General features: G+C 49.2%; 11 protein-coding genes. 9 read left to right on the top strand and 2 right to left on the bottom strand.

The window, feature by feature from the left end:
* The first annotated feature begins 28 nt into the window (after positions 1-28).
* From FND36_12075 to FND36_12055, 5 genes are all read left to right on the top strand, one after another.
* Entirely contained in the window at positions 29-2,449 is a 2,421-nt protein-coding gene (locus FND36_12075; protein QDW74705.1) for a phenylalanine--tRNA ligase subunit beta, read from the top strand.
* Positions 2,450-2,473: 24 nt separating this feature from the next.
* On the top strand, positions 2,474-3,454 hold the full coding sequence (sppA, locus tag FND36_12070; GenBank protein QDW75625.1) for a signal peptide peptidase SppA: 981 nt from the start codon (positions 2,474-2,476) through the stop codon (positions 3,452-3,454).
* Positions 3,435-4,154 carry an RDD family protein gene (locus FND36_12065; GenBank protein QDW74704.1) on the top strand — a complete coding sequence of 240 codons (720 nt, stop codon included), beginning with the start codon at positions 3,435-3,437 and terminating at the stop codon, positions 4,152-4,154. Before sppA ends, FND36_12065 begins: the two co-directional genes overlap by 20 nt.
* Positions 4,155-4,212: 58 nt before the next feature.
* Positions 4,213-5,238 carry a tRNA preQ1(34) S-adenosylmethionine ribosyltransferase-isomerase QueA gene (queA, locus tag FND36_12060; GenBank protein QDW74703.1) on the top strand — a complete coding sequence of 342 codons (1,026 nt, stop codon included), beginning with the start codon at positions 4,213-4,215 and terminating at the stop codon, positions 5,236-5,238.
* Positions 5,239-5,317: 79 nt separating this feature from the next.
* On the top strand, positions 5,318-5,815 hold the full coding sequence (locus FND36_12055) for a TetR family transcriptional regulator (protein QDW75624.1): 498 nt from the start codon (positions 5,318-5,320) through the stop codon (positions 5,813-5,815).
* Between the two features lie 64 nt (positions 5,816-5,879).
* Here the strand turns inward: FND36_12055 and FND36_12050 are convergent, their stop codons facing one another.
* A complete protein-coding gene (locus tag FND36_12050; protein QDW74702.1) occupies positions 5,880-6,884 on the bottom strand; it encodes a hypothetical protein in 1,005 nt (334 codons plus the stop codon).
* Between the two features lie 249 nt (positions 6,885-7,133).
* Between FND36_12050 and FND36_12045 the strand changes: the two genes are divergently transcribed.
* Entirely contained in the window at positions 7,134-8,471 is a 1,338-nt protein-coding gene (locus FND36_12045; protein ID QDW74701.1) for a radical SAM protein, read from the top strand.
* A gap of 67 nt (positions 8,472-8,538) precedes the next feature.
* Complete coding sequence (gene hflB / locus FND36_12040; GenBank protein QDW74700.1) at positions 8,539-10,302, top strand: ATP-dependent zinc metalloprotease FtsH; 1,764 nt, start codon at positions 8,539-8,541, stop codon at positions 10,300-10,302.
* Between the two features lie 40 nt (positions 10,303-10,342).
* On the opposite strand, the gene FND36_12035 is transcribed toward hflB, so the two are convergent.
* Positions 10,343-10,705, bottom strand: a complete 363-nt coding sequence (locus FND36_12035; protein ID QDW74699.1) for a winged helix-turn-helix transcriptional regulator — start codon at positions 10,703-10,705, stop codon at positions 10,343-10,345.
* Positions 10,706-10,928: 223 nt separating this feature from the next.
* Here FND36_12035 and FND36_12030 point away from each other — a divergent pair, with 223 nt between their 5' ends.
* Positions 10,929-11,147 carry a heavy-metal-associated domain-containing protein gene (locus tag FND36_12030; protein QDW74698.1) on the top strand — a complete coding sequence of 73 codons (219 nt, stop codon included), beginning with the start codon at positions 10,929-10,931 and terminating at the stop codon, positions 11,145-11,147.
* A gap of 115 nt (positions 11,148-11,262) precedes the next feature.
* Positions 11,263-13,149 (top strand): cadmium-translocating P-type ATPase, encoded by a 1,887-nt coding sequence (gene cadA / locus FND36_12025; GenBank protein ID QDW74697.1) that lies wholly within the window; start codon positions 11,263-11,265, stop codon positions 13,147-13,149.
* Positions 13,150-13,196 lie beyond the last annotated feature (47 nt).

Genomic DNA, 13,196 nt, shown 5'->3' with positions numbered 1-13,196 from the left:
TCCCGAATTGAAAAGAAAGGAGAACAAAATGAATACATCATTATCATGGATAAAGGCTTATGTTCCAGATCTTGACGTTACCGCACAGGAGTATACCGACGCGATGACGCTGTCTGGAACGAAGGTGGAGGGCTATGAGGCCCTGGATGCGGATCTGGAGAAGATCGTAGTGGGACAGATTGACAAGATTGAGAAGCATCCGGATGCGGATAAACTGATCATCTGTCAGGTGAATATTGGTACGGAGACCATCCAGATCGTCACAGGAGCGCCTAACGTGCACGAGGGCGATAAGGTGCCGGTAGTCCTGGAGGGAGGCCGTGTGGCTGGCGGCCATGAGCCGGGCAGCCGTGTGGCCGGCGGTATCAAGATCAAGAAAGGCAAACTAAGAGGCGTAGAGAGCTGCGGCATGATGTGCTCCATCGAAGAACTGGGTTCCAGCCGGGAGATGTATCCGGAGGCGCCGGAAGAGGGAATCTATATTTTCCCGGAAGATACGGAAGTTGGCGCAGACGCGGTGGAGGTGCTGGGCTTAAACGATGTGGTGTTTGAATATGAGGTGACTTCAAACCGGGTGGACTGTTTCAGTGTTGTGGGAATCGCCCGCGAAGCCGCGGCGACCTTTGGCAGAGAGTTTCATCCGCCGGTGGTCACAAAGACCGGAAATGACGAGGATGTGAATGACTATGTCAAAGTAACGGTGGAAAATCCAACGTTGTGTCCAAGATACTGCGCAAGGGTAGTGAAAAATATTAAGATCGGCCCATCCCCGGAATGGATGAAAAGAAGGCTGGCGTCTGTAGGTATCCGTTCGATCAACAACCTGGTAGATATTACCAACTATGTGATGGAGGAATACGGACAGCCGATGCACGCCTATGATCTGGATACCATCGCGGGCCGGGAGATTGTGGTAAAAACGGCGGAAAACGGAGAAAAATTCACCACCCTGGACGGCCAGGAGAGGGAAATGGACGAGTCGGTGCTGATGATCTGCGATGGCGAGAAGGCCATTGGCATTGCGGGAATCATGGGAGGCGAGAATTCCATGATCACGGACGATGTAAAAACCATGCTGTTCGAGGCGGCCTGCTTTGACGGTACCAACATCCGCAAATCCAGTAAGAAGATTGGTCTGCGTACCGATGCTTCCGGTAAATTTGAAAAAGGTCTGGATCCCAATAATGCCCAGGAAGCTATTGACCGGGCATGCCAGTTGATAGAGGAACTGGGAGCCGGAGAAGTTGTAGGCGGGATGGTAGACGTATATGCGTCAGAAAGAAAACCGGTCAGAGTCCCATTTGATCCGGAAGCTATCAATCGCCTGCTCGGAACAGAGATTCCCGAGGCAGATATGCTTGCTTATTTTGCCAAGATCGATCTTGGATACGATGAGGCTTCCCGCGAAGTGATCGTACCCACCTTCCGTCAGGACTTGCTGTGTATGGCTGACTTGGCAGAAGAGGTGGCCAGATTCTACGGCTACGATAATATCCCGACAACGCTTCCAGACGGAGAATCTACTATGGGAAAACTCTCCTTCAAACTGCAGGTTGAGCAGACAGCCCGTGAAATCGCGGAATTCTGCGGATTCAGCCAAGGTATGGTGTATTCTTTCGAGAGCCCGAAAGTATTTGATAAGCTGAGGATCCCGGAGGATTCACCGCTTCGCGTGACGGTAGACATCTTAAATCCGCTGGGAGAAGACTACAGCATCATGAGGACTCTTCCGCTTAACGGGATGCTGACTTCTCTGGCTACCAATTATAACCGGCGAAATAAAGATGTGCGGCTGTACGAGCTGGGAAATATATATCTTCCAAAAGCGCTTCCGCTTACCGAACTTCCGGAGGAGCGGATGCAGTTTACGCTTGGAATGTACGGAGAAGGAGATTTCTTCAGTATGAAAGGCGTAGTGGAAGAATTCTTTGATAAAGTAGGGTTGAATGGGAAGAAGACTTACGATCCAAATGGGGACAGACCATATCTCCATCCGGGACGCCAGGCGGATATCTATTATGACGGAGCCTTGATGGGATATTTGGGAGAGGTCCATCCAGACGTGGCGGATGCGTACGGCATAGGAACGAAGGCATACGTTGCGGTGATCGATATGCCGGAAGTGACCGCACGGGCTTCTTATGACCGGAAATACACAGGGATCGCCAGATTCCCGGCAGTGACCAGGGATATCAGCATGGTGATGCCTCGTGAGATCCTGGCAGGACAGATAGAAGAGATCATTGAGAAAAAGGGAGGCGCTTATCTGGAAAGCTATCATCTGTTCGATTTGTACGAAGGCGCCCAGATCAAGGCCGGATACAAATCACTGGCATACTCGATCGTATTTAGGGCTAAAGACAAGACTCTGGAAGACGCGGAAGTGACAGAGGCTATGGACCGGATCTTAAAAGCGCTGGAGAGTCTTGGAATTGAACTTCGTAAATAGGGAAACATACAGAAGGAGAAAATGATGAAGAAAAAGCAGATCATTGGTCTTGTAGTGGCGGCGGTCCTGTTTATTGCCGTGGGAGTATCCAGCGTACTGACGAACGCTTTCTCACAGAAGCTTGTGGACCAAAGTGTAGGAAACATGCTTACCGGCAACTATGAATTTAACGCGCCTATGAGCGATTATATCGCTGTTGTGAAAGTGGAGGGGACGATCCAGGAGCAAACGGAATCTACCAGTCTTTTCGCAGCGGCGGAAGGGTACCAGCATACCACCACCATGGAGTATATCGACCGGCTGATGGCGGATCCCAACAATAAAGGGATTCTGCTCTATGTGGACTCTCCCGGCGGAACGGTCTATGAGTCGGAAGAATTATACCTGAAACTGACAGAGTATAAAGAGACCACAGGCCGCCCTATCTGGGATTATATGAGCCACTATGCCGCATCCGGCGGCTATATGACTTCTGTGGCGGCAGATAAGATCTACGCCAATCCCAATACGGTGACTGGTTCCATTGGTGTGATCATGTCCGGGTATGATCTGACAGGATTATATGAAAAATTGGGTATCCGCTATGTCAGCATTACCAGCGGAGAGAATAAAGACAGTTCCCAGCTTACAGACGAGCAGATCGCAATCTACCAGGAGCAGGTGGACGAATATTACTCCCGGTTTGTGGAGATCGTGTCGGAAGGCAGGGGAATGTCGGCAGATGCGGTAAGAGCCTTGGCAGACGGCAGGACCTATACGGCAAAACAGGCCAAGGAAAATGGATTGATCGATGAGATCGCGTTATATGAGGATATGAAGGAAGCTATGAGTGAAGAGCTTGGGGTAGACGAATTCTATGAATTAGAGAGTACTTCTGATATGCTGAGTTCTCTGCTGGCTGAAATCAAAGACCTGGTGCCAAAATCCGAGGCTCAGATATTGACAGAGACCGCGGCTGAGATGGAAAGCGGGGTGCCCATGTATTATGCGGAACAATTACAGTAATACAGAACTGACCTATGCGGGATTCTGGGTACGGCTGGCCGCTTACTGTATTGACAGCGCAGTCGTATTCCTGGCGCTTCTGGCGGTGCGGCTTTTTCTGTCAGGGATTATGGCTTTGCTGGAAGGAACGGTCCTTGGAGGAAATATCCTTTTTCATTATACATTAAAAGATATCCTTCTGTATATCTTCCAGGTGCTGTATTTTATCTTATGCACCTGGCTGACCGGGACCACCCTTGGGAAGAAGGCTATGAACCTGCGGGTGGTCAGCGCTCAGGAAGGAGGAAGTCTCCGGCTTTTGGATATTGTATATCGGGAAACTGTAGGCCGGTTTCTGTGCGGACTTTCAGTAGGGATTGGCTATATGGTGGCAGGATGGGATGGACAAAAAAGAGGATTTCATGATATGCTTTGTGATACAAGAGTCATCTATGCGAAACGCATCAAAGTCTACCCTGTATATCAAGCGCCTGCCCAAGGGATGAATCCAATGCCGGGAAACGGCCCAGTACCGCCCCAGGGGATGAATCCAATGCCGGGAAACGGCCCAGTACCGCCCCAGGGGATGAATCCGATGCCGGGGAACGGTCCGGTACCGCCCCAGGGGATGAATCCGATGCCGGGAAATCCTCCAGCGCCGGAGGCGGCGCCTGCAAGAGAAAATGAGGAGAAAGGCCGGGGAGAGACAAGCGAAAGCTGAAATGACGAGACGGTGTGAGCTTAGAGCGCTGACACCATAAAGAAGGGACTTTGGATACATGAAACGACAGGATTTTTATTATGAACTGCCCCAGGAACTGATCGCCCAGGATCCTTTGGAAGATCGCTCCAGCTCCAGACTTCTTGTGTTAGATAAGAAGTCTGGGGCTGTTTCCCATCATGGGTTTCGGGAGATCGCGGATTTCCTGGAAGAAGGAGACTGTCTGGTCATTAATGACACAAAGGTCATACCGGCCCGGCTGATCGGGGCAAAAGAAGGTACCGGCGCCAAGATCGAGATCCTTCTTCTGAAACGGAAAGAAAATAACATATGGGAAACCCTGGTAAAACCAGGGAAAAAGGCAAAATTGGGCACAAAGATCAGTTTTGGGGATGGCCTTCTCACAGGGGAAGTAGTGGATATCGTAGAAGAAGGCAATCGCTTGATCCAATTTACATACGATGGGATTTTTGAGGAAATCCTGGACCAGTTGGGCCAGATGCCTCTGCCTCCCTATATCACCCACCAGTTGAAAGATAAGGACCGGTACAATACCGTGTACGCAGAACATTCCGGTTCCGCGGCGGCGCCTACCGCTGGACTGCATTTTACGCCGGAGCTGCTGGAACAGATCGAGAAGAAAGGAATCCAGATTGCCCATGTGACCCTCCATGTAGGGCTTGGAACCTTCCGCCCAGTGAAAGTGGAAGAGATCACCGACCACCATATGCACTCGGAATTCTACCAGATCGAGGAAGAGGCGGCCCGGAAGATCAACCAGGCGAAGGACAGCGGCCACCGGGTGATCTGTGTGGGGACTACCAGCTGCCGGACGGTAGAGTCCGCGGCGGATGAAACGGGACACTTGAAGGCTTGCAGCGGATGGACGGATATTTTCATTTATCCGGGTTACCGGTTCAAGATTTTGGATGGACTGATCACGAATTTCCATCTTCCGGAATCCACGCTGATCATGCTGGTATCAGCTCTTGCGGGGAGAGCACATGTATTGGCCGCTTATGAGAAGGCGGTGCGGGAGAGATACCGGTTTTTCTCTTTTGGGGACGCTATGCTGATCATCTGACATCACAGAAAGGAGAGAGCTAGACGTGGCAGATTCCAACATTACAAAGCGGGCGCTGGCTTCTGCGCTCAAAGAATTGATGGAGCAGATGCCTTTTTCTAAGATCAGTGTATCCGATATCTGCGAGCGCTGTGAGATGAATCGAAAGAGCTTCTACTATCACTTTCGTGACAAGTATGATCTGGTAAACTGGATTTTTGACGTGGAATTTTTTTCTATAGCAAATACGCAGGAAGAGAGACGGCCCTGGGAATTCATGGAGGTTTTGTGCGAGTACTTTTATGAGAATAGATCTTTTTATCGAAGAGCGCTGCAGATTGAAGGCCAGAATTCCTTTGTCGAACATTTCCGGATGCTCCTTAAGTCTGCCCTGCGTGATTTTTTAGAAAAGATCTTGACGGATCCGGTATATTTGGAATTCCAGATCAATTTTTATACGGATGCGTTTCTTGGCTCCATTGAACGATGGCTTGCGGATAAAGACTGCGCGAAGCCGGATGAATTTGTCACCATGCTTCGCTGTTCAGTGAAAGCCATCGCAGAATACGCGGTCAATGACGAAGAACTGGATTTGTAAAAAGCAGGAAGCAATACAAGAAAATTGTACTGCCTCCTGCTTTTTTTGACTGATAGACATATCCTCAGGCGCGGCTCATATTTCTTAGGATCTGACGCAGAGGAGCCTGGTGGAAATTCATAGAATCCGGATATAGAAATCCGTCTCTGGAAAAAAGATCCCCTCGCTGGTTGAAAAAGACCGCCAATGAATTTCCAGAGAAAATCTGATCGATCCGGTCCCAATCATGGGCTTCTAAAGGAACCGTCCGACATTCAAGCTGATTCCGCGTTTCCAAAATAAATTGATAAAGTTCTTCCGAAAGCTTTGGAGAAACTTGCCGCGGCAGAAGGAAAGCGAAAGCGGGGTAAAGCTCTGATAGATCCCATAAGAAATCTCCCTTTTTCAGATCGGGGATATCCTCCTCGTTATAAGGCACATAGAGAGAGTAGAGCATTTCCCTGTCCCGCAGGAGGCCGCAGGCATGCGGGGCGGCGGCGCCGTACTCTACAGACACCATCAGATTGTTGATAGAAACAGCGCTTTCCAGAAAAGAATCTGTAATACTTTCGGGGGAACAGAAGAGAAAGAAAGCGCAGTCCTTCGTTTCCTGGATCAGTGGCAGGAGCTGTTCCGGATTCCTTTGGGAGAGCAGCAGCCAGGTATAGATGCCAAGATTCTGTCCCTGTTGGAATAGAGAACGGTAAGAGGGGGAGTCCGATTCCCAGATTTTTCCATCAGCAAGCAGAGCGATGGACCAGGGAATGTGAAATCCCAGATCGGCCTCTTCCTGCCGGATCTGCTTTGCGCCCTTGGTAAAACTGTGGTAGCCAAGATTCATTCCAAAAGTGACAAGATGTTCGGAAGCAACGTGGGTGAAAACATCCCGGATCAAGCGGTAATATCCGCTGTTCTCATCCTGCAGCATCCGCTGGGCAATTTTAAGAAAATTTTTCTGAAATCCGTCCTTGGAAAAATGAAGCGCCAGATCCACCATATTTCTGCTGGCGCGTTCCGGGTTCTCTTTTAATGTGACGACTTTTTCCCGCACAAATGTTTCAATCAAGGATGAAGAAATTGTGTGTTCCATGTTTCTTCCACCTTTCTGCTGTTATCCTTTCTCATCTATTTCTCAGTATACTCACGGGTGATCTGTGAAAAAAGGGACAAATCGGAAGATCTGTCCAAAAATGTAACACTTTCTGAATTTGTCGGAATTTTTCCCATTGTGCCGTGAATGTCCGGTGATTTTTTGAAATTCTGCTCATAAAATAGAGTTGAAAAAAGGGATTCTTTATTTCAAACGGGGAATACCACGGGAGAAAGGAGTTTTATAATCATGACGATACCAAAGAGTTTAAAAGATTTTGGAATTAAACAGGCGTTGCATTATCTGGAAAAAAATCCAGAAGAGAATATTCCTAAATTAATGGAACTGGTGGACCGGTTTTCGCCGGAGGGATGGTATGAAAGCCAGCGCCGCGCTATCCGGAAAGGAATTGAAGAGAAGGGGAACTGGTATCAGTTGATCCTGAGATTGTATGAATTGGACCCGGGTGTGCGGGAAACTTTTTTTGAAAACTTTATCCTGAATGCCAGCTTAAAAGGAAGCGCTCTCCAGGAAGAGACAGCGGAAAAGAATAACTGCAATGTGCCATGGGCCATTCTTCTGGATCCGACTTCGGCCTGCAACCTGCGCTGTACGGGGTGTTGGGCGGCAGAGTATGGACATAAGCTGAACTTAAGCCTGGAGACCATCGATTCGATCATCCGACAGGGCAAGGAAATGGGAACCTATATGTATATTTACACAGGCGGAGAACCAATGGTACGCAAGAAAGATCTGATCCGCCTGTGCGAGATGCATCCGGATTGTGAGTTCCTGGCTTTTACTAACGGCACGTTGATCGACGATGCGTTCTGTCAGGAGATGCTCCGGGTAAAGAATTTCGTCCCAGCCATCAGTCTGGAAGGATTTGAAGAAGCCAACGATGGAAGAAGAGGAGCGGGCGTTTACCAGAAGGTAACCCATGCGATGGAACTTTTGAAAAAAAATAAACTGCCTTTTGGAATCTCTGCCTGCTATACCAGCAAGAATTTTGAAGACATCAGCAGCGAAAAATTCTATGATATGATCATCGAAAACGGGGCTTTGTTCATCTGGTATTTCCATTATATGCCGGTAGGAAACGCGGCCGCGCCGGAACTGCTCCCCACACCGGAGCAAAGAGAAGAGATGTACCGCAGGATCCGCCATTACCGTCAGACCAAACCAATCTTTGGCATGGACTTCCAGAATGACGGCGAGTATGTAGGCGGCTGCATCGCCGGAGGGAGGCGTTATCTGCATATTAACGCAAAAGGGGCTGTGGAACCTTGTGTATTTATCCACTATTCCAATGTGAACATCCATGACTGTACCCTTTTGGAAGCATTGAAAAGCCCGATCTTCCAAGCGTATCATGATAACCAGCCCTTTAACAGCAACCATCTGCGGCCCTGCCCTATGCTGGAGAACCCAGAACGGCTGCGGGCGCTGGTAAAAGAGACAGGAGCAGTCAATACGGATTATCAGGATCCGGAGACAGCTGATCATCTTTGCGATAAGTGTGAGCCATACGCGGATAACTGGAAACCAACGGCGGATCGATTATGGAAAGAAAGACATCCGGCATAGCTGAATAGGAGGAATTGGATGCAAGAGATAAAAAAACCGAAAAAAACCACTCTATTATTATTATGGGATCGTGATTCTGGTTCTCCTGCTTTTTAATCTTTTGTTCATGCCATGGGCAGCCCAGCGTTCTGTTGAAGAAGTAGGGTATGACACCTTTATGGATATGACGGAAAATCAGGAAATTGGCCGGGTAGAGATCCAAGAGAACCAAATCCTGTTTACGGATAAGGAAGAGAAACATGTTTATAAGACCGGTGTGATGGATGATCCGGGTCTGGTGGACCGTCTTCATGATGCGCATGCGGAGTTTGCCAGTGAGATTATTGAACAGATGTCGCCATTGACCAGTTTTCTGCTGTCCTGGGTCCTTCCTATTGTGATCTTTATCGCGCTTGGTCAGTATATGTCCAGTAGATTGATGAAAAACGCGGGCGGAAAGAATTCTATGATGTTTGGTATGGGAAAATCCAATGCCAAGATCTATGTGAAGTCTTCGGACGGAATCAAATTTTCCGATGTGGCGGGAGAGGATGAGGCAAAGGAAAATCTGTCGGAGATCGTAGAATACCTGCACGACCCCAAGAAATATAAGGAGATCGGAGCGTCTATGCCCAAGGGAATCCTGCTGGTAGGCCCTCCCGGAACCGGGAAGACGATGCTGGCCAAAGCCGTGGCAGGAGAAGCGAATGTGCCGTTTTTCTCTATCTCTGGATCTGAGTTTGTAGAAATGTTTGTAGGAATGGGGGCTTCTAAAGTCCGGGATCTTTTTAAGCAGGCGGAAGAAAAAGCCCCATGCATTGTATTTATTGATGAGATCGATGCCATTGGAAAGAAGAGAGACGGTCAGTATGGAGGAAATGATGAGCGGGAACAGACTTTAAATCAGCTTCTGACAGAGATGGATGGTTTCGAAGGCAATGCGGGAGTCATCATCCTTGCGGCTACCAACCGGCCGGAGGCACTTGATCCGGCGCTGACCCGCCCGGGAAGATTTGACCGCCGGGTTCCAGTGGAACTGCCGGATCTGAAAGGCCGGGAAGAAATCTTGAGAGTACATGCGAAGAAGATCAAAGCAGCGGACGATGTGGACTTTGGGAAGATTGCCCGTATGGCTTCAGGAGCATCCGGAGCGGAGCTTGCTAATATCGTAAATGAAGCGGCCCTGCGGGCGGTCCGGGACGGACGGCGTTTTGCCACAGAAGCAGACATGGAAGAGAGTATAGAGACGGTGATCGCGGGATATCAGAAAAAGAACGCCATTCTTACAGATAGAGAAAAATGGACGGTTGCTTATCATGAAGTAGGACATGCTCTGGTGGCCGCGAGGCAGAACCATTCGGCGCCTGTGCAGAAGATCACCATTATCCCAAGGACTTCAGGAGCTCTTGGGTATACCATGCAGGTGGACGAGGGCAATCACTATCTGATGTCCAAAGAAGAGCTGGAGAATAAGATCGCTACCCTGACCGGAGGCAGGGCGGCAGAGGAATTGGTATTTGGAACCATTACCACGGGCGCTTCCAATGATATCGAACAGGCCACCAAACTGGCCAGGGGAATGATCTCGCGGTATGGTATGAGTAAGGATTTTGATATGGTGGCCCTGGAAACAGTGAACAATCAATATCTGGGCGGCGATGCGTCTTTAGCGTGCGCGGCTGAGACACAGGCGGAAATCGACCGCCAGGTTATTGGACTGGTAAAGAAACAACATGAAAAAGCCGGTATGATCCTGATGGAAAATAAAGAAAAATTGGACGAACTGGCGCGCTTCCTGTATGAGAGAGAGACGATCACCGGGGAAGAATTCATGGAAATCCTGAACCGCTGAACAAAGCGGTCATTGAATCTATAAAATAATCAGGCGCGGCTTACGCGGAAGGACAGGCAATCTCCATGACCTGCTCGATCACATGATGCAGAAGCTGCGCCTGCTGTGTTTCGGCCGCTTTATAATAGACCTCTTTGCCCTCTCTGCGGCTGGTGATCAGACCGCTGGTCTTTAGCTGTCTGAGATGGTGGGAGACTGCGGGACTGCTCATGTCCACCATAGAAGAAATGTTGATGACACATTCTTCGCAGTGGCAGAGAAGCCAAAAGATACGCACACGGCTTCCGTCGCCCATCTGCTTGAAGATGTCTGCTACCGTCTGAAATGCCTCTGTGCCAGGCATATGTTCCAGTTCCCGTTCGATTTTCTGTCCGTGATCATGAGGTAATTTCTTGTCTGTCATTAAGCACGACCTCCTTTATAGATGATGCTGGATCAAAAGAATCCGCTATGCCTTTAGACCCTGGCATCTTATAAATTATTCTAGTATAGGTCTGGAAACTATGCAACTAAAAAAGAGATCAAAAAGGTATTGACTTTTCCTCTGTACGTGCATATAATGGAATCAACAATTAAACAAATACTTAATTATTAAAAAGTTATCATTCAAAGAAGGAGAAGAGGAAATGAAGAAGACATATAAGATTGACGTGGACTGTGCAAACTGCGCGAATAAGATGGAAGAGGCGGCGAAAAATACAGCAGGTGTTAAAGATGCCACCGTTAACTTCATGATGCTCAAGATGATCGTGGAATTCGAAGAAGGACAGGAGCCAAAGGCAGTCATGAAGGAAGTATTGAAAAACTGTAAGAAAGTAGAAGACGACTGTGAGATCTATCTCTGATCCGATAGAAAATGCGGCGCACCCTGGAAGATGAAGAGCCATCTTCTGAGGGTGCTCTTCCAGAAATAATAAATAAACTATTAAGCATATATTAAATTATTGTGGGAGAAAAGACATGAACAAAAAGCAGAAAAAGATGCTGGCACGTATCCTGACAGCGGCGGCCCTTCTGGTGGGGCTGAATTTTGTCCCGGTCACAGGGCTGGCAAAACTGGGATTATATCTGATTCCCTATCTGATCATTGGGTATGATATTTTATTAAAGGCTTTGAAGGGAATCCGCAACCGGCAGGTATTTGACGAAAATTTTCTGATGGCCGTGGCCACGGCAGGCGCGATCGCCATCGCTCTTTACGAGCAGAATGGGGACTACACGGAAGCCATCGCGGTCATGCTGTTCTATCAGGTTGGAGAACTGTTCCAGAGTTACGCGGTAGGAAAAAGCCGGCGCAACATCAGTGAGCTGATGGATATCCGGCCGGATTACGCCAATGTGGAGTGTGATGGGAAATTGGAAAAGATAGATCCGGACGAAGTGGAGATCGGCACGGTGATCGTGGTACAGCCGGGAGAGAAGGTGCCCATTGACGGAATCATCGTGGAAGGGACCACCACTTTAAATACCAGCGCGCTTACAGGCGAGAGCCTTCCAAGAGATGCTTCCGCCGGGGATGAGATCATCAGCGGCTGCATCAATATGACAGGCGTATTGAAGGTGAGGACAACGAAAGAATTTGGAGAGTCTACGGTTTCTAAGATCCTGGATTTGGTAGAGAACGCCAGTTCCCGCAAGTCCAGATCTGAAGAATTTATCTCCAAATTCGCCAGGATCTATACGCCGGCGGTGTGTTATGCCGCATTGGCGCTGGCGTTCCTTCCGCCGCTGGTACGGATGGCCGGTATGGGACTTCCGGCGGATTGGGATACCTGGATCTATCGGGCGCTGACCTTCCTGGTGATCAGCTGTCCCTGCGCGCTTGTGATCAGTATCCCCTTAAGTTTCTTTGCGGGGATCGGAGGAGCCAGCAATGCGGGTGTCTTGGTGAAAGGGTCAAACTATCTGGAAACCTTGTCCCAGACCAGGATCGTTGTCTTTGATAAAACCGGGACGCTGACCCAGGGCGTCTTCCAGGTGAATGGGGTCCATCATAACGAGATAGAAGAAGAAAAGCTGATCGAGTACGCCGCCCTGGCGGAAAGCGCTTCCTCCCATCCCATCAGCAAGAGTATTCAGAAGGCTTACGGAAAAGAGATCGATCGTTCTCGTGTAACGGATATCCGGGAAATCAGCGGAAATGGCGTGACGGCGAAAGTGGACGGCCACGAAGTGGCGGCCGGCAATGATAAATTAATGGAACATCTGGGAGTGTCTTATATCAACTGCCGCAGTGTGGGGACGATCATCCATATTGCCATCGATGGGACTTACGCGGGACACATCCTGATCTCGGATGTCCTGAAGCCTCATTCCAAGGAGGCTGTCCGGGAATTAAAGGCGGCAGGTGTGGACAGGACAGTGATGCTGACGGGGGATATTAATAAGGTAGCGGATCAGGTGGCGGGAGAACTTGGGATTGATGAAGTATACAGTGAACTGCTCCCGGTCGACAAAGTAGAGAAGGTGGAAGAGCTGATCGCCGGCAAATCTGAGAAAGAGAAACTGGCATTTGTGGGAGACGGCATAAACGACGCGCCGGTACTTGGCCGGGCCGACATCGGTATCGCAATGGGAGCCATGGGTTCAGACGCGGCTATTGAGGCGGCGGATGTGGTTCTGATGGATGATGATCCCATAAAGATCTCTAAGGCGATCAAGATTTCCCGGAAATGCCTGGGGATCGTCTATCAGAACATTGTATTTGCTATTGGCGTAAAGCTGATCTGCCTGGCCCTTGGGGCTCTGGGAATCGCCAATATGTGGCTGGCCATCTTCGCCGATGTGGGCGTGATGATCCTGGCGGTGCTGAACGCGATCCGGGCGTTGTTTGTAAAAAAACTCTGACAGGAACGGCAGAGAAGAGTGACAGGACAAAAAGTTTGAAAGAACAG

The sequence above is a fragment of the Lachnospiraceae bacterium KGMB03038 genome (assembly GCA_007361935.1).
In the GTDB taxonomy this organism is placed as follows: domain Bacteria; phylum Bacillota; class Clostridia; order Lachnospirales; family Lachnospiraceae; genus Massilistercora.
Note: the sequence above shows the minus strand (reverse complement) of the source record. Positions and strands in the feature narration are given on the sequence as shown.

Bases quoted from the DNA above. Each gene is read 5' to 3' on its own strand.
- FND36_12075 (QDW74705.1), top strand. From the start codon at position 29: ATGAATACATCATTATCATGGATAAAGGCTTATGTTCCAGATCTTGAC.
- sppA (QDW75625.1), top strand. From the start codon at position 2,474: ATGAAGAAAAAGCAGATCATTGGTCTTGTAGTGGCGGCGGTCCTGTTT.
- FND36_12065 (QDW74704.1), top strand. From the start codon at position 3,435: ATGCGGAACAATTACAGTAATACAGAACTGACCTATGCGGGATTCTGG.
- queA (QDW74703.1), top strand. From the start codon at position 4,213: ATGAAACGACAGGATTTTTATTATGAACTGCCCCAGGAACTGATCGCC.
- FND36_12055 (QDW75624.1), top strand. From the start codon at position 5,318: ATGGAGCAGATGCCTTTTTCTAAGATCAGTGTATCCGATATCTGCGAG.
- FND36_12050 (QDW74702.1), bottom strand. From the start codon at position 6,884: ATGGAACACACAATTTCTTCATCCTTGATTGAAACATTTGTGCGGGAA.
- FND36_12045 (QDW74701.1), top strand. From the start codon at position 7,134: ATGACGATACCAAAGAGTTTAAAAGATTTTGGAATTAAACAGGCGTTG.
- FND36_12035 (QDW74699.1), bottom strand. From the start codon at position 10,705: ATGACAGACAAGAAATTACCTCATGATCACGGACAGAAAATCGAACGG.
- FND36_12030 (QDW74698.1), top strand. From the start codon at position 10,929: ATGAAGAAGACATATAAGATTGACGTGGACTGTGCAAACTGCGCGAAT.
- cadA (QDW74697.1), top strand. From the start codon at position 11,263: ATGAACAAAAAGCAGAAAAAGATGCTGGCACGTATCCTGACAGCGGCG.